The 24,360-nt window shown below is 64.0% G+C and carries 17 protein-coding genes and 1 tRNA gene; 12 read left to right on the forward strand and 6 right to left on the reverse strand.

The genetic code is table 11. The features are described 5' to 3' along the window. Positions 1-87 precede the first annotated feature (87 nt). Positions 88-1,170 carry a hypothetical protein gene (locus ACFVTG_RS13510; protein ID WP_390281152.1) on the forward strand — a complete coding sequence of 361 codons (1,083 nt, stop codon included), beginning with the start codon at positions 88-90 and terminating at the stop codon, positions 1,168-1,170. 88 nt (positions 1,171-1,258) lie between these two features. Here ACFVTG_RS13510 and ACFVTG_RS13515 read toward each other — a convergent pair whose 3' ends face one another. Together ACFVTG_RS13515 and ACFVTG_RS13520 are read right to left on the reverse strand one after the other, a co-directional pair. Further along, positions 1,259-2,695, reverse strand: a complete 1,437-nt coding sequence (locus ACFVTG_RS13515; protein WP_390281154.1) for an MFS transporter — start codon at positions 2,693-2,695, stop codon at positions 1,259-1,261. Then, complete coding sequence (locus tag ACFVTG_RS13520; protein ID WP_390281156.1) at positions 2,695-4,866, reverse strand: RecQ family ATP-dependent DNA helicase; 2,172 nt, start codon at positions 4,864-4,866, stop codon at positions 2,695-2,697. The genes ACFVTG_RS13515 and ACFVTG_RS13520 overlap by 1 nt, the downstream gene beginning before the upstream one ends. A 124-nt stretch (positions 4,867-4,990) precedes the next feature. Here ACFVTG_RS13520 and ACFVTG_RS13525 point away from each other — a divergent pair, with 124 nt between their 5' ends. The 4 genes from ACFVTG_RS13525 to ACFVTG_RS13540 all read left to right on the forward strand — a co-directional run bounded on the left by ACFVTG_RS13525 (position 4,991) and on the right by ACFVTG_RS13540 (position 8,680). After that, on the forward strand, positions 4,991-6,409 hold the full coding sequence (locus tag ACFVTG_RS13525; protein ID WP_390281158.1) for a phosphomannomutase/phosphoglucomutase: 1,419 nt from the start codon (positions 4,991-4,993) through the stop codon (positions 6,407-6,409). A gap of 27 nt (positions 6,410-6,436) precedes the next feature. Then, a complete protein-coding gene (locus tag ACFVTG_RS13530) occupies positions 6,437-6,889 on the forward strand; it encodes a hypothetical protein (RefSeq protein ID WP_390281160.1) in 453 nt (150 codons plus the stop codon). 24 nt (positions 6,890-6,913) lie between these two features. Beyond that, a complete protein-coding gene (locus tag ACFVTG_RS13535) occupies positions 6,914-7,363 on the forward strand; it encodes an Rrf2 family transcriptional regulator (RefSeq protein WP_284753446.1) in 450 nt (149 codons plus the stop codon). Positions 7,364-7,519: 156 nt separating this feature from the next. After that, positions 7,520-8,680, forward strand: a complete 1,161-nt coding sequence (locus tag ACFVTG_RS13540) for a globin domain-containing protein (RefSeq protein ID WP_390281162.1) — start codon at positions 7,520-7,522, stop codon at positions 8,678-8,680. Positions 8,681-8,866: 186 nt separating this feature from the next. Here ACFVTG_RS13540 and ACFVTG_RS13545 read toward each other — a convergent pair whose 3' ends face one another. From ACFVTG_RS13545 to ACFVTG_RS13555, 3 genes are all read right to left on the reverse strand, one after another. Next, positions 8,867-9,490 (reverse strand): TetR/AcrR family transcriptional regulator, encoded by a 624-nt coding sequence (locus ACFVTG_RS13545; protein ID WP_284753448.1) that lies wholly within the window; start codon positions 9,488-9,490, stop codon positions 8,867-8,869. 1 nt (position 9,491) lies between these two features. Next, complete coding sequence (locus ACFVTG_RS13550; RefSeq protein ID WP_390281165.1) at positions 9,492-12,110, reverse strand: PEP/pyruvate-binding domain-containing protein; 2,619 nt, start codon at positions 12,108-12,110, stop codon at positions 9,492-9,494. 152 nt (positions 12,111-12,262) lie between these two features. Beyond that, complete coding sequence (locus ACFVTG_RS13555; RefSeq protein WP_390281167.1) at positions 12,263-14,089, reverse strand: phosphoenolpyruvate carboxykinase (GTP); 1,827 nt, start codon at positions 14,087-14,089, stop codon at positions 12,263-12,265. A 283-nt stretch (positions 14,090-14,372) separates the two neighbouring features. On the opposite strand from ACFVTG_RS13555, the gene ACFVTG_RS13560 reads away from it, so the two are divergent. Then, positions 14,373-14,446: transfer RNA gene (locus ACFVTG_RS13560), tRNA-Arg, on the forward strand. A 598-nt stretch (positions 14,447-15,044) separates the two neighbouring features. On the opposite strand, the gene ACFVTG_RS13565 is transcribed toward ACFVTG_RS13560, so the two are convergent. Then, positions 15,045-15,773, reverse strand: a complete 729-nt coding sequence (locus tag ACFVTG_RS13565) for a FadR/GntR family transcriptional regulator (RefSeq protein WP_284753451.1) — start codon at positions 15,771-15,773, stop codon at positions 15,045-15,047. A 362-nt stretch (positions 15,774-16,135) separates the two neighbouring features. Here ACFVTG_RS13565 and ACFVTG_RS13570 point away from each other — a divergent pair, with 362 nt between their 5' ends. From ACFVTG_RS13570 to ACFVTG_RS13595, 6 genes are all read left to right on the forward strand, one after another. Continuing rightward, positions 16,136-17,776 (forward strand): ABC transporter substrate-binding protein, encoded by a 1,641-nt coding sequence (locus tag ACFVTG_RS13570; protein WP_390281169.1) that lies wholly within the window; start codon positions 16,136-16,138, stop codon positions 17,774-17,776. A 100-nt stretch (positions 17,777-17,876) separates the two neighbouring features. Beyond that, positions 17,877-18,833: an ABC transporter permease gene (locus ACFVTG_RS13575; protein ID WP_390281171.1), complete on the forward strand. Its 957-nt coding sequence runs from the start codon at positions 17,877-17,879 to the stop codon at positions 18,831-18,833. A 2-nt stretch (positions 18,834-18,835) separates the two neighbouring features. Next, positions 18,836-20,974, forward strand: coding sequence for a dipeptide/oligopeptide/nickel ABC transporter permease/ATP-binding protein (locus ACFVTG_RS13580; RefSeq protein WP_390281174.1), 2,139 nt, complete (start codon positions 18,836-18,838; stop codon positions 20,972-20,974). Further along, the gene (locus tag ACFVTG_RS13585) at positions 20,971-21,777 is read left to right on the forward strand and encodes an ABC transporter ATP-binding protein (protein ID WP_284753455.1); all 807 of its coding nucleotides are present in this window, start codon (positions 20,971-20,973) and stop codon (positions 21,775-21,777) included. The genes ACFVTG_RS13580 and ACFVTG_RS13585 overlap by 4 nt, the downstream gene beginning before the upstream one ends. Before the next feature lie 35 nt (positions 21,778-21,812). Then, complete coding sequence (locus ACFVTG_RS13590) at positions 21,813-22,730, forward strand: dihydrodipicolinate synthase family protein (protein WP_390281176.1); 918 nt, start codon at positions 21,813-21,815, stop codon at positions 22,728-22,730. Positions 22,731-23,365: 635 nt separating this feature from the next. Continuing rightward, positions 23,366-24,325: an ROK family protein gene (locus ACFVTG_RS13595; protein WP_390281178.1), complete on the forward strand. Its 960-nt coding sequence runs from the start codon at positions 23,366-23,368 to the stop codon at positions 24,323-24,325. Positions 24,326-24,360 lie beyond the last annotated feature (35 nt).

A 24,360-nucleotide genomic window follows, 5' to 3' on the forward strand; every position in this document is an offset into this window, starting at 1 on the left:
GGGAAGATTCATGTCTCCGACTCTTTGAATTCAGCTCGCGCCAATAGCCTCGTCCGGGTAACGGAGACCAACGACGAGGAGAGATTCATGCGTTCAATGACGAGATTCGCGATCGCAACGGTTGGGGCGGTTCTGCTGTCGACCACGTTGCTCACGCCGCCGGCACTGGCGGCCAATGACAGCAACACTTCGGGACAGAATGGCTCCAACGGCAACGGACACCAAGGCAATACCGAAGGCTTCAGCTTCGGCGTCATCGGCGACGTACCCTACGGTGCCGCTGAGATCCAAGCCTTCCCGTCCTACATCCAGGACCTCAATGCACACAAGGAACTGAGCTTTGTAGCACACGTGGGCGATATCAAGAACGGATCTTCCCAGTGCACTGACGAGTACTTCGAAGCCATCAAGAAGAACTTCGACAGCTTTACTGCTCCGCTCGTCTACACCCCGGGCGACAACGAGTGGACTGACTGCCACCGAACCAACAACGGTGCCTACAACCCCCTCGAAAGACTGGCCAAGGTTCGGGAAGTGTTCTTCCCGAAGCCGGGTGTCACGCTTGGTTCGCCCATGCAGGTGAAGTCACAGGCAAAGGAAGGCTTCCCGGAGAACGTCAGCTTCCGCAAGCATGAGGTCGCCTTCACTGCGGTCAACATTCCGGGCAGCGATAATTCGATGCTGCCTTGGACGGGACTCGGCCAGACCCAGCCCACCGCCGCCCAAGTGGACGAGGTACAGCAGAGGACCGAGGCTGACATCCAGGAGTTGAGGGACACCTTCCGCAAAGCGCGGAACAACGGCGACCGGGCCGTCGTCGTGATGACGCAGGCGGACATGTTCGACCCGACAGTCGCAGCCCCTTCACAGGCGGATTTTGGCGCTTTCAAACCCCTGGTGCAGACCTTGATCGAGGAATCGAACGCGTTCGGCGGCCCGGTCTACCTGATCAACGGCGACAGCCACGTTTACAACCAAGACCACCCCCTCGCCGCCGGTTCCACGTGGCTGTCCTTCTACGGTCAGGCCACAGCGGCGAAGAACCTGACGCGAATCACCGTGGATGGATCCAACAATGCCAAAGACTGGCTCAAGGTCACGGTCAACCCGGAGGAAGCAACGAGCGTCATGTCGTTCGAACGGGTCCCGTTCACGCACCCGGCTTCGTAGTCAAAGCGATCCAAGCAAGACGCGGATGGCCAAGAGTCGCCGGAGTCTCCGTGATGGAGGTTCCGGCGATTGGCGTCCCCAAGGCTCTCTAGCCGCGCCGTTTCTCGGGCTTGCTCACAACGCTGCGGCTGACTTCGGCTCCGGCGTGCCGGTGCAGCGTGAGGCTGTCCACCGTGCTCAACAGCATCACGGCAGCCATGGAGAGGAAGGCGCCACGGTACGCCGAGGAAGGGCCGTCGCCGAAGAACGACGCATGGTCGAAGAGACGCAGGAAGAGCGCACCCACTGCAATACCAGCGCCCGCGGCCAGTTGCACCAACGTGGCTGACACTGCGTTGGCCGAGGGAAGCTCCCCCGGGACGATATCCGCATACTGCACGGAGGCGTACGCCGAGAAGCCGATCGAACGGAAGGCCCCGCTGGCCAGCAGCAAGGCAAAAATCAAAGGCTCCGGGGTCCCTGCGTTGAGGGCCGCACAAGCGGCAAAGGTGACGGCCGACGCGAAAGAGGCGAAGACCAACACAGGCTTGAAACCGAACCGCCGAATGATGGGCGTCGTGGCCGGCTTGATGCCGATGTTGCCGATGAACACCGCGGCCACCATCGCACCGGATTTAAGTGGATCCCAGCCAAAGCCGTCCTGGAACAACAGCGGTAGCAGAAACGGCACCGAGCTGATGGTCAGGCGATAGACGAACCCTCCGGTGGAAGTGGCCCGGAACGTGCGAGTGGCGAAAACCCGGAGATCGAAGAGCGGGGCCTTGGCCTTGAGCATCCACCAGGCCGCTCCGGCCAAAGCCAATGCTCCGGCCAGCAGCACGGCTGCCGGGACCGCGCCCGCGCCATGGCCGCCAACCCCTTCAAGACCCACCACAAGCGATCCGACGCCGAAAGTGGTGAGTGCGAGGCCGAGCCAGTCGAGCCGCCGGCCGGCATCGCCTCCCGTACGCGGAACCAGCCTCAGGGCTGCAACGAACGCAGCAAGGCCCAGCGGGACGTTGATCAGGAAGATCCAGTGCCAGGAAAGATAGGTTGTGAAAGCTCCGCCCACAAGCGGCGCCAAAACGGGGGCCAACAACCCGGGCCAAACAAGGAATGCCGTGGCTCGGAGGAGCTCCGACTTGGGTGTGCCCCGCAGCACTACGAGAGTCCCTACCGGCACCATCATCGCCCCACCGGCGCCTTGTGCCACCCGGCTCAACGTCAACAGGGTGAGGTCCTGGCTTGCTGCGCACAGCAGCGACGCAACGGTAAACACAGCGATAGCCAGACAGAAGATCCGACGCGCGCCAAAGCGTTCTGCGAGCCAACTGCTGAGCGGAATTCCCATGGCCACGGTCACCAAGTAAGCAGTCATCGTAACGTTGACATCGGCCGAGACCACTTTGAAGTCGGCCGCGATGCTCGGCATGGCGGTAGTAAGGACTGTTCCGTCCAGGAACTCCATGAAGAAGGTGGCGGCAACCAGCAACGCGAGCCGTGGCTGCCACTTGGATTCGGACTGGACGTCCGGGGCTGCGCCCATCACGCTGCTTGACCGAGGACGAGAGGCAACACCGATCCTGCCCCGGCTTGCCTGAGGGCGCGGCCAGCAACAGTCATGGTCCAGCGGCTGTCCGCCAAGTCATCGACCAAGAGGATGCCTTGACCCCCTAGCGATGCAAGGTTCTGTCCAAGTTCGGGACCCACCACGAGGCGTTCCCAGACGCCGGCGAGCCGATAGGCGCTGTTGCCACCGCGCCCGCCCGTGGGGCCGCCGTGCTGGAGTTCGAGGGAACCCAAATACGGCATCTGGCCGATCCCGGCGATGCCGCGCGCCAAGGATTCGACGAGCGCCGGCTTGTTCCTGGACGGGATGCTCACGACGGCCGCCGGACGCCCTTGGCCGCTCCACCCGGTGGATCGGCCGTCACCGGCAGACCATTCGCGCAAGACCTGCACGCAGGCCTGCAACATGGCAGGTTCAACCTCGCGGTCAGCCGCCCCGGCGGCAAAAAGTTCACGGAGGGCACCACCCCAGCCGAGATCGGTCAGGCGGGCCAGGACGCGTCCTTCGGCCAGCAACTCGTCGGGCTTGATCTTGCCTTTTACCGTCACGCCCAGCCGGTCCATGCCACTGGGCCATTGAAGCCGTGGATCGAGCGCTAGACCCGCGCGCCGGAGGGTCTGCCCGGCGGCGTCGGCGGCTGCGGCTGCCACGTCCGCCGGGAACCACTTGCCGGCGCAATTGTCGCAACGGCCGCATGCACGTGCGGATTCGTCGTCCAGGACCGCGGTGATGTATTCCATGCGGCATCCGGCGGTGTCCTGGTAAATCACCATGGAATCCTGCTCATCCACCCGGGCCTCGGCGATGCGGGCGTAGCGTTCGGCGTCGTAGATCCACGGACGTCCCGTGGACCTCCAGCCACCGCCTACGCGCTCCACCGCTCCATCCACCGCCAAGACCTTCAGCAGGAGTTCCAAGGGCGTCCGGCGCAGGTCCACCCGCGCCTCAAGGGCCACCGTTGACAAGGCAGAGCCGGATTCGGCCAAGACGTTGAGGACGGCTGCGGCCTTTTCCTCCGAGGGCATAGAAGCAGTCGCAAAGTACTGCCAGATTTCGCGGTCCTCGGATCCGGGCAGGAGGAGCACATCCGCATTCGCGGCGCCACGGCCGGCACGGCCGACTTGCTGGTAGTAAGCCACCGGCGATGACGGGGCACCAAGGTGGATGACGAACCCGAGATCCGGTTTATCGAAGCCCATGCCGAGCGCCGAGGTGGCAACGAGCGCCTTCACTTGGTTGTCCTTGAGGAGTTGCTCGGCCCGTTCACGATCCGCGGGGTCCGTCCGCCCGGTGTAGGACAAGACGTTGTGGCCTGCCTCGGAGAGCAGCCGTGCGGTGTCTTCAGCGGCCGAAACGGTCAAGGTATAGATGATTCCGCTGCCTGGCATGTCTGCCAGATGGGTCAGCAACCAGCCAAGGCGATCCCGCGAATCGGCGAGCTTCAAGACACCCAGCCGCAAGGACTCGCGGCCAAGCTGCCCGCGGATGGTCAGCACTCCGGCGCCGAGCTGCTCTTCGATGTCATGAACCACCCGGGAGTTGGCCGTGGCTGTGGTGGCCAGCACTGGAACACTGCCAGGCAGTTGCTCGATGAGATCGGAAATGCGCCTATAGTCGGGACGGAAATCGTGTCCCCAGTCCGAAATGCAGTGAGCCTCGTCAATCACGAGGAGACCGGTACGCCGGATGAGCTCGGGAAGCTGGTTTTCCCGGAACGAAGGATTGGTGAGCCGCTCCGGCGAAACCAGGAGAACATCCACCTCGTCCGCGGCCAGTTGCTCGCGGACGTTGTCCCACTCAAGTTGATTGGCGGAGTTGATCGCCACGGCTCGCACGCCGGCACGCGCGGCCGCCGCCACTTGATCCCGCATGAGCGCAAGCAGCGGCGAAACGATGAGCGTGGGCCCTGCGCCCCGGCGCCTCAACAGCAACGACGAGACGAAGTACACAGCCGACTTGCCCCAGCCCGTCCGCTGCACCACCAAAGCGCGCCGTCCGGCGTCGACGAGCGCCTCAATCGCTTCATACTGTCCATCGTGGAATCGGGCGTCTCCATTTCCCACAAGCTCCTTCAGGACTTCAAGGGCCTGCAGCCGGGTGGTGGACTGTTCCGCTGCGAGTAGGGCAGCATCCGGGTTGTTGGGCATGGCTTCAGTATTCCAGCACCCGCAGACAGCCAGAACCCGGAACGTCATCTATGTGGACAAGCGTTTTCCACAGAGATGGCGTCCCTGCGCAGCGACGCCCCCGCTCCACAGTAAGATTGAGCGCGTGACTAGCGAGCAGAACAAGACATTTGACCTCTCAGCTTCCTTCAAGGCCTATGACGTGCGGGGAATCGTCGGCGAATCCATCACATCCCACATCGTGGAATCCGTCGGCGCGGCCTTCGTCGACACCCTCGGCCTGGCTGGCGAGACTGTGCTGGTTGGCGGCGACATGCGCCCGTCATCCCCCGAATTCATCAAGGCATTCGCCGACGGCGCTGCTCGCCGCGGCGCCAATGTCCAGCTCCTTGACCTCATCTCCACCGACGAGCTCTACTACGCCTGCGGTGCCCTGAACGCGGCTGGTGCCACGTTCACCGCAAGCCACAACCCCGCCGAGTACAACGGCATCAAGATGTCCAAGGCCGGCGCCCAGCCGATCTCCTCCGAAACAGGCCTCAAGGAAATCCAGACGCTGGCGGAGAAGTACCTCAACAACGGAAGCATCCCGGCTGCAGATGTACAAGGCAAGATCAGCACCCGCGATGTCCTGAAGGACTACTCGGAGTACTTGCGCAGCCTGGTTGAACTCAAGGGCTCCCGTCCGCTGAAGATCGTCGTCGACGCCGGAAACGGCATGGCCGGGCTGACCACTCCCGCAGTGCTTGGTGACCAGCTGCTTCCTGCCCTGCCGTTCGAGATCGTCCCGCTGTACTTTGAGCTGGACGGCTCCTTCCCGAATCACCCGGCCAATCCGCTTGAGCCCGAAAACCTGCGCGATCTTCAGGCCGCAGTCATCGAGCACGGCGCGGATATCGGCCTGGCGTTCGACGGCGACGCCGACCGTTGCTTCGTGATTGACGAGAAGGGCGAACCGGTATCTCCGTCTGCCATCACCGGCATGGTTGCGCGTCGGGAAATCGCCCGCGCACAGGCAGCGGGTGAAGAGACACCCGTGATCATCCACAACCTGCTGACCTCGCGAGCAGTCCCGGAACTCGTGGCGACGGAGGGTGGCAGGGCCGTTCGCACCCGCGTGGGGCACTCGTTCATCAAGGCTGTCATGGCCGAAGAAGGAGCCGTCTTCGGCGGCGAACACTCGGCGCACTTCTACTTCCGCGATTTTTGGAACGCAGACACCGGCATGCTCGCGGCCATGCACGTCTTGGCGGCACTGGGCGAGCAGGACGGCCCGCTGTCCGAGCTTGGCCGCCAGTACGAGCCGTATGTCTCTTCCGGTGAAATCAATTCCGAAATCGAAGACAAGGCAGGAGCCATTGAGCGGGTCCGCGCCGATTTCGATGACGAAGACGTCGACGTGGACACCATGGACGGCAGCACGTTCACCGCGAAGGACGGCAGCTGGTGGTTCAATCTTCGCCCGTCCAACACGGAACCATTCCTGCGCCTGAACGCCGAGGCGAAGGATGTTGCCACCATGGAAAAGGTCCGGGACCGCGTGCTTGCACTGGTCCGGTCCTAACCGGCAGCCCCGAAGGCGAGCAGGAGCATGAGCACCGCAAGCAACGGCCTCGAAAGCACAAAGGAACAAGAGCTCCGCGAAGTCCGTGAAACGCTTGGTGCCGCCCTGGCGACGGCGCAGGAACATTTGGAACAAAACGGTGGCTTCCTGCCCTTCGCAGTCACGCTCGCGGAGGATAACGAACTTCGGATCGTCTTCGTAACGCCCGGAGAGCCGGACGACGAGGGACACGTCGACACGGAGTCGATGTTGGCAGACATCCTCGAATTGCTGCGCCAAGGCCGTGACGAATACCGCGCGGTGGCGATCGCCAGCGACGTCATCCTTCCGGAACACGGCTCGGACGGGATTCACGCCGCGGCTGAGCACCGTAGCGGCGGGCTGATGGCAGCCGTCGTCCCCTATGTCCAGATCGCCGAAGGCTTCACCTTTGACAATGCCGAAGCTGACACCAATGAACGCCTCGTATGGGTTGACTAGACCTTACTCCGTAAGCTTGAGGGCATGAAGATCAATGCCTTCGCGGATGTGAGCCTGCGTGCGCTCCTGGTTCTCTCGTCCGCGCCCGCAGGTGAACTCCTGACGACCCAAAACATCGCAGACGCAGTAGGGACTCCTTACCACCACGTCAGCAAGGCCATTGTTCGGCTACGGGAGCTGGGCCTCATCGACGTCGAGCGAGGACGCAAAGGGGGATCCCGGCTCAGCGCCGCCGGACAGAAGGCCACCGTTGGCCACATCCTGCGGGAGTTGAATAACAGGCCCGATCCCGCCGAGTGCCAATCCGTGCATGGCGACTGCCCCCTGATCACCGAATGCGGCCTTCGCCATGCCCTGGCCCGCGCAAGGGAAGCCTTCTACCGGGAACTGGACGACGTCGTCGTATCCTCCCTACCGCGCCTGCGGCAAATGGCGCCGGCGTTCCAGGCGATCGGGCTACGCCCGGGGCTGTAAACCAGGGTCCTGGCGCGCCTCTGTCATCTCCGGGCTGTCGATTCGCCAAATCCTTCTACAGCGTGTAGAAATTTAGCTATAGATACTTGCATTCCAAATACAAGTATTGATCCCGGTCCGCATGCACCCCCACGGGCCACTACGACAGGAGTACCTATGCTCTCGGACAAGTCCTTCCCCGTCATCGAGGCCACCTTGCCGCTCGTCGGCTCCCGGATTGGTGACATCACCCCCAAGTTCTACTCCCGCCTCTTCGCTGCGCACCCCGAACTGCTCGATGGGCTATTCAGCCGTTCGAACCAGCGCTCCGGCAACCAGCAACAGGCCCTGGCTGGGAGCATCGCCGCGTTCGCAAGCCATCTGGTGAGCAACCCCGGCACCCTTCCGGAGACGGTCCTGTCGCGCATTGCACACCGCCATGCTTCCCTGGGGATCACCGAGCCGCAGTACCAAGTGGTCTACGAGCACCTCTTCGCCGCCATCGCGGAGGACCTGGCAGAAGTCATCACCCCTGAAATCGCCGAAGCCTGGACAGAGGTCTATTGGCTCATGGCAGACGCGCTGATCAAGCTCGAAAAGGGGCTCTACGCAGCGCAGGCCAACGGCAAGATGTGGAGCCCTTGGAAGGTCGTGTCCAAGACTCCCGCCGGTACCGGGTCCATGACCTTCACCCTGGAGCCGGCCGACGATACCGCCATCACCGCAGCACTGCCGGGCCAATACATCAGCGTCAAGGTCACCCTCCCGGACGGCCTGCGCCAGGTCCGCCAGTACTCGCTTTCGGGCGATGCCGGCACCAGCCGTAGCTTCACGACCAAGATCGACGACGGCGGCGAGGTCTCGCCCGTGTTGCACAACACGGTCGTGGTGGGCGATGTCCTGGAGATCTCCAACCCCTACGGCGAGATCACGCTCAAGGATGGCGACGGTCCCGTGGTCCTCGCCTCGGCCGGAATCGGCTGCACGCCCACGGCTTCCATCCTGCGCTCGCTCGCCGATTCCGGCTCCGACCGCCAAATCCTGGTCCTGCACGCGGAGAGCAATCTGGACAGTTGGGCCTTGCGCGGGCAGATGACGGACGACGTCGAGCGCCTGGACGCAGCGGAACTCCAGCTCTGGCTGGAGGAACCGCAGCCCGGGTCCAATGCCGGCTTCATGTCCCTGCGCGAAGTGGACCTTCCGGCGGATGCCTCGCTGTATCTGTGCGGACCGCTGCCATTCATGAAGCACATCCGCAACGAAGCCATCAACGCCGGAATCCCTGCCACAAAGATTCACTACGAAGTCTTCGGACCTGATATCTGGCTCGCCAACTAGCAAGCAGCAGATGACCCCAACTAGTCCCCACCGCCACCCTCGCCGCGCAAGTCCCCACCGGCTCCCAGCCCTCGCAAGCTCAGGCAGGGACCCTCGCCGGTGGGGCCCCACAGCCAGGGAACCCTGGCGGCGTGGGCCCACGCAGTTGTTGTCGTTTTGGAGCCTCAAAACGACAACAACTGCGAGTCAGTTGGGCGGCCCAACCAGCAGTGGCAGCATCACTTCATCCACCACGTGCACCAAGAAATCGTCATCAATCGGCATTCCGGAGAAGATGAACCTCTGCCTGAGCAAGGCGGGGCCGGCTTCGATCCTCGTCTCCGTGGCCAGGCCGGGATCGCATTCGCCGCGAGCCGCGGCCTGCTCAATGATCGCGCGCATGATCTTAGCTACGTTGCCGCGGGCGTACTCCCGGATCTGAGCCGCCACCGCCGGATTCTGGAGCGCCTCCCCCAACAACCCGCGCATGGCTTGCCCCACCGCTCCTTCCAGTTGTTGGGCCACGAGCCGCAATATCGCCAGGGCGTCTTCGCGCAGGCTGCCGGTATCCGGCGCGGATGCCGGACCGGGCATGGCATCGTAGGCTGCCTCGAGCACCAAGGCCGCACGTCCGGGCCACCGCCTGTAGAGCGAAGCTTTACTCGCCCTGGCGCGTTCGGCCACGCTGTCCATCGTCAACGCCGCGTAGCCTGACTCGGCGATCTCTGCCCGGACTGCTTCGAAGATTGCGCTGTTCAGGGCCGCCCCGCGGCGGCGCGGCAACTTTCGATGGTCCCGCTGTTCGGGTGTCTGGTCCCGTTGCCCCGGCATCTCAAGGCCTCTCCGCCGAGGCGCCCGGAAGGACCACTCCCAGGGTTCCGTCCACGAGCACATCCTGCCCGTCAACCAATGTGCTGGTGCCCGAACCGGTGCCCATAACGGCCGGAATTCCGTATTCCCTTGCAACGATTGCCGCATGCGAGCCGAGCCCACCGGCGTCCACCACAACCGCGGCTGCCCGCTGGAACAGCGGCGTCCAGGCGGGGTTGGTGTATGGGCAGACGAGGACCTCTCCGCTGCGCAGCAGTCCGAACTCCGCCGGCCCGCGGATCACGCGGACCGGCCCGCTCGCTCGGCCGCGGCTGGCTGCAGTGCCGGAGACGAGGGCCCCTTCCACCTGGCGGCCCTGGCGGCCCCGGCCAAAGAGCAAAGCCGGATCGAGCAGCGGGATGCCTTCGAGCTCGCGCCGCTTCGCCGCCCGAGCCAGCACAAGCGGCCGGAAACGGTCACGGAGCGAAGCCGGCAGCGCGCCGTCGTCGGCGTCAGTGATGGACTCGAGCTCCTCGAACCGCAGGTGGTAGATTTCGTCCGGCTCATCCAACACGCCGGCCAGCACCAGTCGGCGGCCGAGCTCCCGGTAGGCCCGGCGGATAGGCGGGATGGCTTTGGTGGCGTAGAAGTGGCTGTCCTCGCGGAACGCCATTCCGGCTTGGGCGGACTCGACGGCGGCGAGCACCCTCCGCCGCAGCGGTTCGAAGCGGAGAGCCGGATGGCGTTTCAATTCCACAAGCGCATTCCCGGCCTGGCCCGCCGTTTGGGGCCGTTCTCCGGACATGGCCTTCACGAGCCCCAAAACCACCTCGGGGGCATCGGACCACGTGGGCGAACTGCTGAGGACAACGCTCGTGGTCTCACGGTGGCCGTACTCGAGCTGAAACGCCTCGAAAGCCTCGCGGAATGCACGGTGTCCGTGTTCCTTTTCCAGCAAGTCCAGGAGCTCAAGGGGGCTTGAATCAAGTAGCGCGCGGGACAGCCCGGGATCGTCCGCCGCGATGGACGCGAGCCGTTCAAGGGCCCGGTTCGCTTGGCTCGTCCGGGTTTCCGCCCCGGAAATCAGGGCTGGCGCGAGCTTTGTCTTGCCCAGGAACAAGAGCATGAAACGCATTTTCAGCACCGGCACGAGGATGCCGGGCAGGTAGGAGACCCTCAAGTCCGTGATGCCCTGCATCGCCGCGAAGCATTCCCCGGCAAAGGCAGTGACCGCACGCCACCGCAGCGGGCCGAGGTCTTTGCCATTCAGTCGTTCGATGTTGTCGATAAACGAGGAGAAACGAGGATCCTGGGTCCAAGCGCGGGCTTTGAATCGCATCGCCCTGCGCAGCAAAGACGCTGGCGCGGCAAGCGTTCGAATGGTCGGGCGCGGCACAGGTGGGATGAGCTGCACCACCACCCCGTCCTCCTCCGGCAGCAGCTCCTCAACCGTAGGGAAGACCACACCCACGCTCCCGGCCATCCCGTGCAGCATGGCAAGGATTCCCCGGCTCATCCAGCCGGATACATCCAAGGGATACGGCCGCGACTGGAACATCTCTATGAAGAACGGCCCCACCCGTCGTTGGACCGCGTTGAGGACGGGCGGTTGGGGCGGAAGTGCGGTCATCGGCCTCGACTGCAGCAAGTACAGCTTTCCGCCGACCGCCGCCCATTCGATGTCCTGTGGCCGGCCGAAATGCTGCTGGGCCTTCTTTCCCAGTGTGGCCAATTCCGCCAATTCCGCAGCGGCGAGCCCGGGCGTCGCACCTTGGGCACCGAAGCTTTCCTGCGTGCCGCCGCCCTCAGCCGCGCTGATCACCACCTCGCGGCCACCGGGCGTGAAACTCAGCACCTTTCCCGAGGCGTCCAGGACATAATGCTCCGGCGTCACGCGCCCGGAGACCACGGCCTCACCCAGTCCGGGGTTCGCGTCCACCACCAGCTCGCCGCGCTCGCCCGTGACCGGGTTCGCAGTGAACAGGACACCTGCCATGGCGGCCGGCACCATCTTTTGCACGACGACGGCGATGGCCACCTCGTGCGGATCGATCCCCTGCCGCCGGCGATAGGCCATCGCGCGGTCCGTCCACAACGATGCCCAGCAGCTGGCTACCGCCTGGACTACATCGTCCGCGCCTTGCACGTTGAGATAGGTGTCCTGCTGACCAGCGAACGCGGCTCCCGGAAGATCCTCCGCCGTAGCGCTGGACCGGACCGCGACCGCCCCGCCGCCCAGCCCCGCATAGGCATCGAGGATCTCCCGCCGCAGCCGGCCAGGCATTTCCGCTCCGGCGAAGAGGGCTCGCAGGGCGGCCCCGCCGGTGCCGTCGCCGCCGTCGGGCGCACCGCCGTCGGGCACTTCATCGGGTTCGACGGACAGAAAGCCGCCCAGCGCCGCCCCAACATTCGTTTCCGCCAGGAAGGACAGGTACGCGCTCGTGGTGACGATGAAACCCGGCGGCACCGGGAACCCTTGACGCACCAACTCCCCGAGAGCTGCACCCTTTCCACCGGCGACGGCGACGTCCCCCACGCCGAAATCGGCCAAGGGCGCGGTGGCCTGCCCGGTTATCTTGGACCCCTCATGCGGTCCTGACGCCAGAGTGGATTCTTTTGTGTACCGCTCGGCATCGTCCATGGCCGGACCCCCCGAAAATTAGAGAACTGCTGGTTCTCTAAAAGCTACTCTCGGCCACATCGCGGCACAATGCTCAGGAAAGGGAAACGACGGCGGTCCCGCACCTTGGTGCGGGACCGCCGTCGTCATAAGCCGGGTTGCCGGCAGGTGGGCTAGGCCAGGCGGGCCTTCAGGCCGTCGAGCTCGGAGAGCAGCGCTGCAGGCAGGGAACCGCCGAACTTTGCGTACCATTCCTCGATCGATGCCAGTTCGGTCTCCCACTCGGCTGGGTCGACGCGCACTGCGGCTTCCACCTCGGCGGGGGTCATGTCCAGGCCTTCGAGGTCGATGGCCTCACCGGTCGGCACGAAGCCGATGGGAGTCTCGACCGCGTCGGCCTTGCCTTCGAGCCGCTCGATGGCCCACTTGAGGACGCGGGCGTTGTCTCCAAAGCCGGGCCAGGCGAAGCCACCCTCGGCAGTGCGGCGGAACCAGTTGACCAGGAAGATCTTGGGCAGTCGCTCCGGGTTGGCCTTGGCGGACAGGTTGACCCAGTGGTTCAGGTAGTCGCCTGCGTCGTAGCCGATGAACGGCAGCATGGCCATCGGGTCGCGACGCACAACGCCAACGGCACCGGCCGCTGCAGCGGTGGTTTCGGAGGACAGCGTGGAACCCATGAAGATGCCGTTGGACCAGTCGCGGGCCTCGGTGACCAGCGGGATGGTGGTCTTGCGGCGGCCGCCGAAGAGGATCGCGGAAAGCTCCACGCCTTCGGGGCTGAAGTATTCCTCGGCCAGCATGTCGATCTGGTCGATCGGCGTGCAGAAGCGCGAGTTCGGGTGCGCTGCAGGCTTGTCGGAATCGGGAGTCCAGGAGTTGCCCTGCCAGTCGGTCAGGTGTGCCGGAGTTTCCTCGGTCATGCCCTCCCACCACACGCCGCCGTCGTCGGTCATCGCGACGTTGGTGAAGATACTGTTGCCCTTGGCGATGGCACGCATGGCATTGGGGTTGGTGCCCCAACCGGTGCCGGGAGCGACGCCGAACAGGCCGGCCTCGGGGTTGACGGCGCGAAGCTCGCCCTCCTTGCCGAACCGCATCCAGGTGATGTCGTCGCCGAGGGTCTCCACCTTCCAGCCCTTGATGGTGGGGTCGAGCAACGCGAGGTTGGTCTTGCCGCAGGCGGAGGGGAATGCTGCAGAGATGTAGTAGGTCTTCTGCTCCGGGGAAGTCAGCTTCAGGATGAGCATGTGCTCGGCCAGCCAGCCTTCGTCACGGGCCATGACGGACGCGATGCGCAGGGCGTAGCACTTCTTGCCAAGGAGGGCGTTGCCGCCGTAACCCGAGCCGAAGGACCAAATGGAGCGCTCTTCGGGGAAGTGCACGATCCATTTGTCCGGGTTGCAGGGCCAAGCTACGTCTGCCTGGCCGGCTTCCAAAGGAGCACCCAGGGAGTGCAACGCCGGGACGAAGAAAGCGTCGGTCTGCGTAATGCGCTCAAGGACGTCGGTACCGATGCGGGCCATGATGCGCATCGAGGCAACAACGTAGGCGGAGTCAGTGATCTCGACGCCGAACTTCGGATCTTCGGCATCCAGGTGGCCCATGACGAATGGAATGACGTACATGGTGCGGCCGCGCATGGAGCCGGCGAACAAGCCGCGCAGCTTCTGCTTCATCTCGGCCGGGGCCATCCAGTTGTTGGTGAAGCCTGCATCGCGCTCGTTCTCGGAGCAGATGAAGGTCTGCTCTTCCACACGCGCAACATCGGCGGGATCGGAGAATGCGGCGAAGGAGTTCGGGAAAGTCTCCGGATTCAGCCTTTTCAGGGTGCCCGCTGCGACGAGTTCGTCGGTCAGCTTCTTATTTTCAGCTTCGCTGCCGTCAACCCAGTGGATGCGGTCCGGCTGTGTCAGCTCGGCTACTTCCTCCACCCAGGCCAACAGGCGTGCATGCGTAGTAGGTGCCTTCTCAAGCAACGGCAGTCGCGCCAGATCGCCCATCGTGGTTCCCTTCCTCGGGTTCAGTGGTGTGTCCTAAATGCTAGGGGTCGCGGAGTAGACCAATCCGGGTCCAGACATAGGATCTCTTGACCATTTCGGAGCAAAACCCCTAAAAATCAAGGATCTGCGTCAACGACTTGCCAAATTTAGTGACCAAGGTCACATAGACCGGTCTAGTTAGGCAGATTACACCGCGCCGATTTGGCACGAACGGGGATCTCGCGTAAAGTTTATTGAGGTTCGAGGGGGGAGCGAGTTTGAAACTCCCGAGAATCACCAAGATGCGCCCATAGCTCAGCTGGATAGAGCGTCTGTCTACGGAACAGAAGGTCAGGGGTTCGAATCCCTTTGGGCGCACAAATGAAGACCCGCACCGGTCCCGGTGCGGGTCTTTTTTCGTTAAATTCCAGGGCCGGGTTGGTTGGCGCGCCTCGTCTCGAGGGTTGCGCGCGCCGTCCTGACCCTCTTTGCCGCCCCACGGCCACCACATGACGAGACTCGCCGTGTCGTAAGCGCTTTCCCAAACCAATGAAGGTCAGGAAGGGCAGCCCTTCAAAGAACCCGAAGGACTCCCCCGGCACTACGCGGCCAGCAGACCTCACTCCACGGCGGAGGTGCGCCTACGATTCTGCTGGATCACAAGCACTCCCCGGGCCCGGCACCCTTGGAATCACACGGCCAGGGACCTTCGGCAGGGGAATGATCCAGCAGAATCCGACGCCTACCCAGGGCATCGCTCTACGATCCAACGTGCAAGCCGACGCCCTCGCCGCTCTGACCCTCTTTGCCGCCCCACGGCCACCACATGACGAGACTCGCCGTGTCGTAAGCGCTTTCCCAAACCAAAGAAGGTCAGGAAGGGCAGCGTCTCCGGGGGTTGCGCGCAAAAGGCAAGGGCCGCCGTCGTACTTCATGACAAAGTACGACGGCGGCCCTTGCGCTTGGGTGCCAGGCCTTAGACCGCGACGGCCTCGCTGATACGACGGCGGATTCCGTCAAAGTGACGGTTGAGCAGTTCGGCGGCCGCGGTCTTGTCCCCGGTTGCGACGGCGGTGTAGATACTTCGGTGCATGGCAGCGGTGGCAACTAGATCTTCGTTCGCGGAGCCGATCTCCACGTGGATCTTCCGGTAGACCTTCCAGAAAACACCCATGAGGTTGATGAGGAGCTCGTTATTCAACGGCTCGAACAGCCGGCGGTGGAACTCAGCGTCGGCGGCTACGAAGTTCTCGCCAGCGTGCGCCAGCTCCTCCATCTGTTTGACGGCTTCTTCGATCAGGGCAAGCTGCTCGGTGGTCATCACGTCCATGGAGGAGCCGATCAGCCCCGATTCGAGCGCTTGGCGCACGTCCACGAGTTGCAGCGCCTCGAGTCCCTGGTGGCGCAGCGACAAGCGGCCCCGGAACGTCAGGCCGTCGGCGAGCGCCTCGAAGTTGCTCGGGGCGACGAACATGCCAAAGCCATGGCGGATCTCGATGACACCCAGCGCCTGCAGCACCTTCAGGGATTCGCGAAGGGTATTGCGCCCTACCCCCAACGCCACGGAGAGTTCATTTTCCGTGGGCAAAGGATCGCCCGCCTCGAGCTCGCGTTCGAGGATCAATTCCATAATGTCCGACTGGAGGGCCCTGAGCCGGGCCTGTGCGCTGAACCGCGCCTGCGGAACGACACCGGAAGTGGTCATGGCTCTCCTTGCAAAAGTACCCATCCTTGGCCCGGATCCTTTCAGGACCGGGGACAAGGAATCAGTGCAGTGTTAATGTTGAGGTGAGCCTAGCGCCCACCGTGGATATAGTGCTTCGCAACATACAATATCGGATGTCCCATCTCCTTGATAGATGTTCGCCCTAATTTTTGACCGAGCCCCAGGTCGAACTTCGCAAGGCGAACCGCGGCGCATCGCCCATCGGCAGCACCTGCCGGCAACGCCGCAGTCGCTCGTCGGGTCACCAGTGATCCAAATCTCGCTTGACGACTTCATGTGACCGCCCTTACAGTTTCTTTACGAGCATCGGATGTCCTACATCCGATAACCAGAAAACTTGAATGGTGAGGCATCTTATGAGCAACACGATTAACACCCTGCCGCTGGTCAGCGACGCCAGCCGACGCAACTTCCTCAAGCTGACCGGGGCGATTGGAGCCGCGGCAGCGTTCACGGCCACCCTGTCCGCATGTGGCGGTCCTGCCTCCACCACCACGGGCGCAGCAAACAACACTGCGACCGTCAACAAGGACCTCACCATCGAAGCAGGCATCTCCTATGCCTTGTCCACCGGTTTCGACCCGATGACGTCCTCCGGAGCCACGCCGCAGGCGGCCAACCTGCACATCTTCGAAGGCCTCGTGGAACTCCACCCCGCTACCCGCGAGCCTTACAACGCGCTGGCCGCCAGCGACCCCAAGAAGGTCAACGACACCACGTACCAGGTGACCATCCGCGACGGCGCCAAGTTCCACAACGGCGCCCCTGTCACCACCGACGATGTTGTCTACTCCTTCACCCGCGTGATGGACCCGGCCAACAAGTCCTTGTTCTCCCAGTTCATTCCCTTCATCAAGGACGTCAAGGCCCTCGATGCCAAGACGGTCGAGTTCTCACTGAAATACCCTTTCCCCGGCTTCGGACCCCGAATCTCCGTGGTGAAGGTGGTTCCGAAGGCTCTGGCCTCAGCCGATCAGAAGGGATTCGATGCCAAGCCCGTAGGTTCCGGCCCCTACAAGCTGATCTCGGCAGTGAAGGACGACAAGATCGTCTTCGAAGCATTCGCCGACTACAACGGCCCCAAGCCGGCACTCGCCAAGGGCATGACCTGGCTGTTGCTCTCGGACGCGGCAGCCCGTGTCACCGCAGTCCAGTCGGGCCGCGTCCAGGCGATCGAAGACGTCCCCTACCTGGACATGGACGGGCTCAAGTCCAAGACCCGCGTTGAATCCGTGCAGTCCTTCGGCATGCTGTTCCTGATGTTCAACTGCGCCAAGGCCCCGTTCGACAACAAGCTGGTCCGCCAGGCACTCCACTATGGACTGGACAAGGACGCCATCATCAAGAAGGCCTTGTTCGGCAATGCCAAGGCCGCGTCGTCGTACTTCCAAGAGGGCCACCCGGACTACGTCAAGGCCAAGAACGTCTACGGCTACGATCCCCAGAAGGCCGCGGACCTCCTCAAGCAGGCCGGCGTGAGCAACCTCGAATTCGAGCTGCTCACCACCGATACTGCCTGGGTCAAGGACGTTGCCCCGCTGATGCTTGAATCCTGGAACAAGATCCCGGGCGTCAAGGTCACCGCAAAGAACCTGCAGTCCGGCGCCTTGTACTCAGACAGGGTTGGCAAGGCCGACTTCTCCGTGGTTGCGGCCCCAGGCGACCCCTCCGTCTTCGGCAACGACGCAGACCTGCTCTTGAGCTGGTTCTACTCCGGCGCCACCTGGATGGCCAAGCGCGCCTACTGGACCACTCCGGAAAGCGCCACCCTCCAGGGCCTGATGGACAAGGGCTCGCAGGCCGCAGCCGCCGACGCGAAGAAGATCACCGGCCAGATCGTGGACCTCGTCTCGGACGAAGTCCCGCTGTACCCGCTCTTCCACCGCCAGCTCCCCAGTGCATGGGACGAAAAGAAGCTCTCAGGCTTCAAGCCGCTGCCCACCACAGGACTGTCCTTCATCGGCGTCGGCCGCACCTCCTAGCCACACCCAACTGGCTCGCATTTGTTGTCGTTTAGACGGCTCAAAACGACACTTACTGCGAGTCAGTTGGGCCCCCGCACCAAAGCAACCGGAGAACAAATTGGTCATGATATTGCGTCTGCTTGGACGCAGGCTCGCAGCATTGCCCCTGATGATCCTGGGCATCACGCTGCTGGTCTTCCTCGTCCTTCAAGCAGCACCAGGCGACCAGGCCAGCACTGCCCTCGGCGAAGGCGCCAGCGAGGCGGCCAAACAGCAGTACCGCCAGGACAACGGCCTGAACGATCCCCTTTTCGTCCAATACTTCCGCTTCCTGGGCAGGCTCCTGCAGCTAGATCTTGGCGTGACCACCCCGCCGTCCAAGTCGGTGGCAAGCATGATCGCCGCGGCCTTCCCGCTGACCCTCCAGCTGACGTTCCTCGGCGTGATCATCGCCGTCATCCTGTCCTTGGTTTTCGGCATCATCGGCGCCCTTTACCGCGACAAATGGCAGGACCAGTTGGTCCGGATCTTCTCCATCGCGGCCATCGCCACCCCGTCCTTCTGGCTTGGCATCCTGCTCATCCAGTGGTTCGCGCTTGGGGACAACCCGCTGTTTCCCTCGGGTGGAATCGCGACGCCGGAGTCCGGCTTCGGCGGTTGGCTCAACTCGATGGCGCTTCCGGCCCTCGCGCTCGGCATTCCGGTCTCCGCTTCCCTGATCCGCGTGGTCCGCACCTCGATGGTGGAGGAATTGGACCGCGACTACGTCCGGACAGCCATCGGCAACGGAGTCCCCTACCGCGAGGTGGTTTCCCGGAACGTCCTGCGCAACGCGCTCGTGACTCCGGTGACCGTGCTGGGACTCAGGATCGGCTACCTCCTGGGCGGCGCCGTCGTAATTGAAATGATCTTCGCCCTTCCGGGCATGGGCCAGCTGATCCTCAACGGCATCACCAACCTGGACGTCAACCTGGTCCAGGGCGTGGTCCTCACCATCTCGGTCACCTTCGTTCTGGTGAACATCGTGGTGGACCTCCTGTACCTGCTCATCAACCCCCGAATCAGGACGGTATAGCCATGCGCAGCAAACTTGCTGAACGGCTCAGCGCCCCGGGCGTCCGCTTCAAGTCCCTCCCCTGGGGATCGCGTTTTGCCCTGTTGTTCCTCGTGGTCATCGCCTTGGCAGCCATCTTCGCTCCGGTCATCGCGCCCCACGATCCCCTGGAAACGTTCATTCCTGCGCAAGCTCCGGACGGCGACCACTTCTTCGGCACCGACCGCCTGGGCCGCGACGTCTTCTCACGGCTCCTTTACGGCTCACAGTCCTCGCTCATGATCGGCCTCGGGGCAGTGGCCCTTGCGATCGTCGTCGGCGCCGTGCTTGGCTCGCTCGCCGCTACGTCCAGCAAGGCCGTCAACGAGATCATCATGCGCCTCATGGACATCCTCATGGCGTTCCCGGGCATCGCCCTCGCGGCAGTGCTCCTGGCGGCGTTCGGCAACTCGGTGCCCACCATCATCGTTGCGATCGCCATCATCTACACCCCGCAGCTCGCCCGCGTGGTCCGCGCCAATGTGCTGTCCCAATACGGTGAAGACTACGTCCGCGCCGAACGCGTGATGGGCGCCGGCCGCGCCTACATCCTGCTCAAGCACATTGTCCGCAACACCGCGGCCCCGGTGCTGGTTTTCGCCACGGTCATGGTGGCCGACGCCATCATCCTCGAAGCATCGCTGTCCTTCCTCGGCGCCGGCGTCCAGGATCCCGCGCCGTCATGGGGCAACGTGATCTCCTACGGCCGCAACCTGGTCCTCTCCGGCGGCTGGTGGGCAACCACCTTCGCCGGCCTCACCATCCTGCTCACCGTGCTTGCACTGAACATCCTCGCCGAGGGCCTCACGGATGCCATGGTGAATCCGAAGCTGCGGAAGGCACCGGTCGTGAAGGACGACGACGGTGCTGCCGCTGCCTTTGCGGGCGCCGCGGTGGCGGGCGCCGCCGTCGACACCGAGATCGCGACGTCGGTGGCCCAGTCTTCCGTGGTGGAACAGCACGAGCTCGACGGCGTTCGCGCCGCCAACGGCGATCCGCTCTCCGAAGAGGACTACGCGGCGTCCGTCCTGAACGATCCGAAGCTCGCAGCAGAGAATCCGCACGCACTGCTCGATACGGAGCTTGAGCTCCTCGCATCGATCGAGGCCAAGCGCACCGATCGACTCCCACAGGTCCCAGCCGACGCCCGGAACGTGCTGGAGGTCAAGAACCTGTCCATCCGCTTCCCCGGCCGCTTCGGCGAAACCGCGATCGTGGACAACGTCTCCTTCACCGTCCGCGAAGGGGAAACCATGGGACTGGTGGGCGAATCCGGTTGCGGCAAGTCCATCACGTCCCTCGCGATCATGGGCCTCCTGCCAAAGACCGCCGAGATCACCGGTTCCATCGTCTTCGATGGCAAGGAACTCCTGGATTCCGGCTCGAAGCACAGCAACGCCAAGGCCTACCAGGGCCTGCGCGGCGAACAGATCGCCATGGTGTATCAGGACGCGCTGAGCTCGCTCAACCCGTCCATGAAGATCAAGGAGCAGATGACCCAGCTGACCAGGCGAGGCGGCCGCAAGACCCCTGCCGAGTTGCTGGAAATGGTCAAGCTCGATCCCGTGCGCACGCTCGCCAGCTATCCGCACGAGCTCTCCGGCGGCCAGCGCCAACGCGTGCTGATCGCCATGGCACTCTCCCGCTCGCCGAAGATCGTGGTGGCAGACGAACCCACCACCGCCCTCGACGTCACCGTCCAGAAGCAAGTAGTGGAGCTGCTCAACGAACTGCGCGAACAGCTCGGCTTCGCCATGGTCTTCGTCAGCCACGACCTCGCCCTGGTTGCCTCCCTGGCGCACCGGATCACGGTCATGTATGCAGGCCAGGTGGTGGAATCCGCACAAGCTTCGGAGCTCCTGCAGAACCCGCGGCACGAATACACGCGCGGTCTGTTGGGCGCAGTCCTTTCGATCGAGGCCGACGCCGTCCGCCTCCACCAGATCCCCGGCACCGTCCCCTCGCCGCGCGATTTCGCCGCTGGCGACCGCTTTGCGGCACGCTCGTTGAGGCCCGACGCCGACCCGAACCAGCAATTGGTCCTCGCCGTTGTTGAACCCGCGGGCGGCGGAACGGACCGGGACCACTACTGGGCCAGCCACCTGAAGGAGGACGCAAAATGAGTGTTTCAACCGGCAAGCCGGTCATCGAACTGAAAGACGTCAAGGTCCACCACCGGGCCCGCACGGGCGGCCTCTTCCGGCCCAACATCGTCAAGGCAGTCAACGGCGTGGACTTCAGCATCAGCCGCGGCGAAACGGTCGGTATCGTCGGTGAGTCCGGCTGCGGCAAGTCCACGCTCGCTTCAGTGCTCGTGGGACTCCAGGCCCCGACGTCGGGCCAGGTGCTCTTCCACGGCAAGCCGGCCATCAAGCGCAACGCCCGGATGCGCAAGGAATTCGGACGCGCCGTCTCCGTGGTCTTCCAGGACCCCGCCACGGCACTCAATCCGCGCATGACCATCCAGGACATCCTCACCGATCCCCTGCAGGTGCACGGCATCGGCAACGCCGCGTCCCGCTCGGACAAGGTCAAGGAACTGCTGGCCCTCGTGGGCTTGCCGCAATCGGCGGCCGAGGTCACGCCGTCGCAAGTCTCCGGCGGCCAGCGCCAGCGCGTGGCGATCGCCCGCGCACTCGCCTTGGACCCGGACATCATCGTGGCGGACGAGCCGACGTCGGCCCTCGACGTTTCCGTCCGCGCCCAAGTCCTGAACCTGCTGTCCGACCTGAAAACCCAGCTGAACCTCGGCATGGTGTTCATTTCGCACGACATCCAGACCGTCCGCTACGTCTCCGACCGCATCTGCGTCATGTACTTCGGACAGATCGTCGAGGAAGGCCCGGCCGCCCAGATCTTCGACAACCCGAGCAACGACTACACCAAGAAGCTGCTCGGCGCCGCGCCCAGCCTGCTCCACACCTAAGTTTTCCCATCCAGATCCAAGCAACGGAGATTTCTGTGTCTACTCAGTTCCAGGGCGTCATTCCCCCGGTCATCACCCCCCGCCACGCGGACGGCCGCGTTGACACCGCGTCCCTGAAGAACGTCACCAAGCACCTGCTCGACGGCGGTGTGTCCGGCCTCTTCGTGTTGGGCTCCTCCGGCGAGGTCCCCTACATGACCAACGAAGAGCGCGAACTCGTCGTCTCCACGATCGCCGACGCAAACGCCGGTGCCGTGCCCCTGATCGTGGGCGCCAACGAACAAACGACCAACCGCGTCATCGAAGAAGCGCGCAAAGTTGTGGACCTCGGCGCCGACGCAATCGTGGTCACCTCCATGTACTACGCCATCGGCAACGCCCAGGAGACCGAAACCCACTTCCGCAGCATCCACGCTGCCGTGGACAAGCCGATCTTCGCCTACGACGTCCCCGTCCGCACCCACTTCAAGCTGCCCACCGACCTCTTGGTCCGCCTCGGCCGCGACGGCGTGATCGCAGGCGTCAAGGACTCCTCCGGCGACGACGTCTCCTTCCGCCAACTCATCCTCGCAGCCAAGGACATCCCCAACTTCGACATCTTCACAGGCCACGAAATCGTCGTCGACGGCGCCCTCCTCGCAGGCGCCCAAGGCGTGGTCCCCGGCCTCGGCAACGTCGACCCCGCCGGTTACCGCCGCCTGTTCGACGCCACCCAAGACGGAGACTGGACCGCCGCGGCCGCCGAACAAGACCGCCTGGCCGACCTCTTCGACATCGTCTACACCCCCAACGGCCGCGTCTCCGGCGGCGCAGCAGGACTAGGCGCTTTCAAGACCGCCCTCCAGATCATGGGCATCATCGAATCCAACACGATGAGCGCCCCGATGCTCTCCCTGAACGCCGAAGAAACCTCCGCAATCCACACGATCCTCAAGCGCAACGGCCTGGTCTAGAAGGGCGGCGCGGCTCGCCTCGCCTGAGCTTCCGATCCGCCCTCACCTGGGCGCGTTGCCGTCAGCTCACCTTTCGTGGGTTGCCGTGGTCGGGTCGTGCCGCAGGTCCAGTTTTGCCGTCCCTTAGCGTTCAGCCCCTCCCCAAGCCTCGCAAGCTCGGCTCGGGCCCCTGGGGCTTCTCTTCCTCCCGACGCCGCATTACCGTCGCTGAGCGACTTCCGCAATGCTCTGGTCGGCGATGCGGGACTACACAAAACCGTCCCTCCGGCACTCGGGTGCTTGCAGAACCTTTGGGGCAGGGTCGGGATCCGCATTGTGCCGCCGCAGGCGGCGGCACGCGAGACAGCAGGCCGCAGGTCCCGGATCGGGGAGCCGACAGCGCAAGGCGCGGGCGCATTGTTTCGTGTAGGCGCGCATCGCCGACCAGAGTTCTGCGGAGGTCGCTCCGCGACCGTAGCGGAACGGCGGGAGGTGTCTAAGCGCCGGCGAAATGATGGGTCCGCGCTGTCCCGGCCACAACGAACCCGACCACAGACAGACCGCAGCCTGGCGCAGCACCGGCCACGGCTAACCTGACCATAACGAACCGCAGCGCGGGCTCGAACCCAGCAATCGAACGATCCGGAGGACAAAGCATGATGTACGTGGTCGGGGTTGATCTTGGGGGGACGAAGACTGCCGCGGGGGTTGTGGGGGCCGATGGGGAGGTGTTGTTTTCGGAGCAGATTCCTACGCTGAGTCGGGGTGGGCGCGACGCTATTTTGAGGGCGACCGCGGCGCTCGTAGGGCGGCTCATAAGGCGGGCGGCGGGTGAGGGAATCGACGTCGGGCGTGTTGGCGTGGGTTCGGCCGGGGTCATTGATGCCGTGAACGGTGAGGTGGTTTCGGCGACTGATGCGATCCTGGGGTGGGCCGGGACCAGGTTGACGGCGGGGTTGGCGCAACTCCTGGGTTTGCCTCGGGGCTCGGTCAGTGCCGTCAACGACGTGCATGCGCATGCTCTTGGTGAGGCGTGGCGTGGGGCGGCTGCGGGGTCTTCGAGTTCGCTCATGGTGGCTTTCGGGACGGGTGTGGGCGGCAGTTTCGTGCTGGATGGCTCTCCTGTTTTGGGGCACCACTATGTGGGTGGGCACGTGGGACACTTTGCTTCGCCGTATGCCTATCACGAGGGCAGGGCCCTCCCGTGCGTTTGCGGCGGCTCGGGCCACGTCGAGGCGATCGCTTCGGGCCCGGCCATCCATGAATCCTTCCTCCGTTTCGGCGGCTCCCCCGCGGTCCCTGATACGCGTGCCGTGTTTGCCTTGGCTCACGACCGCGATCGCGCCGCCCCGGCTGACAGTGCTGCCGCCATCAGAGCCATCGGCGCGGGCGCGGGTGCTGCCGGGCAGGCGATCGGCGGGCTCGTCAACATCCTCGACCCGGAGACGGTGGTGGTTTCCGGGGGTCTCGCGGATGCGGGAGATTTCTGGTGGAAACCCATGGAACGCGCCCTGCGCAAGGAGCTCATGGCCCCGCTTGCTGACATTCCCGTGCTTCGCGCGGCGCTAGGCAATACCGCGGCCATTGTGGGCGCGGCCAAACTCGTCCTGAACTGACACCCGAACACCCGAACACCCGAACACCCTCGCAA

Source organism: Arthrobacter sp. NPDC058127 (genome assembly GCF_042884555.1).
In the GTDB taxonomy this organism is placed as follows: domain Bacteria; phylum Actinomycetota; class Actinomycetes; order Actinomycetales; family Micrococcaceae; genus Arthrobacter.

Bases quoted from the DNA above. Each gene is read 5' to 3' on its own strand.
- ACFVTG_RS13530 (WP_390281160.1), top strand. From the start codon at position 6,437: ATGAGCACCGCAAGCAACGGCCTCGAAAGCACAAAGGAACAAGAGCTC.
- ACFVTG_RS13585 (WP_284753455.1), top strand. From the start codon at position 20,971: ATGAGTGTTTCAACCGGCAAGCCGGTCATCGAACTGAAAGACGTCAAG.
- ACFVTG_RS13540 (WP_390281162.1), top strand. From the start codon at position 7,520: ATGCTCTCGGACAAGTCCTTCCCCGTCATCGAGGCCACCTTGCCGCTC.
- ACFVTG_RS13570 (WP_390281169.1), top strand. From the start codon at position 16,136: ATGGTGAGGCATCTTATGAGCAACACGATTAACACCCTGCCGCTGGTC.
- ACFVTG_RS13515 (WP_390281154.1), bottom strand. From the start codon at position 2,695: ATGGGCGCAGCCCCGGACGTCCAGTCCGAATCCAAGTGGCAGCCACGG.
- ACFVTG_RS13535 (WP_284753446.1), top strand. From the start codon at position 6,914: ATGAAGATCAATGCCTTCGCGGATGTGAGCCTGCGTGCGCTCCTGGTT.
- ACFVTG_RS13580 (WP_390281174.1), top strand. From the start codon at position 18,836: ATGCGCAGCAAACTTGCTGAACGGCTCAGCGCCCCGGGCGTCCGCTTC.
- ACFVTG_RS13520 (WP_390281156.1), bottom strand. From the start codon at position 4,866: ATGCCCAACAACCCGGATGCTGCCCTACTCGCAGCGGAACAGTCCACC.
- ACFVTG_RS13555 (WP_390281167.1), bottom strand. From the start codon at position 14,089: ATGGGCGATCTGGCGCGACTGCCGTTGCTTGAGAAGGCACCTACTACG.
- ACFVTG_RS13545 (WP_284753448.1), bottom strand. From the start codon at position 9,490: ATGCCGGGGCAACGGGACCAGACACCCGAACAGCGGGACCATCGAAAG.
- ACFVTG_RS13565 (WP_284753451.1), bottom strand. From the start codon at position 15,773: ATGACCACTTCCGGTGTCGTTCCGCAGGCGCGGTTCAGCGCACAGGCC.
- ACFVTG_RS13510 (WP_390281152.1), top strand. From the start codon at position 88: ATGCGTTCAATGACGAGATTCGCGATCGCAACGGTTGGGGCGGTTCTG.
- ACFVTG_RS13550 (WP_390281165.1), bottom strand. From the start codon at position 12,110: ATGGACGATGCCGAGCGGTACACAAAAGAATCCACTCTGGCGTCAGGA.
- ACFVTG_RS13595 (WP_390281178.1), top strand. From the start codon at position 23,366: ATGATGTACGTGGTCGGGGTTGATCTTGGGGGGACGAAGACTGCCGCG.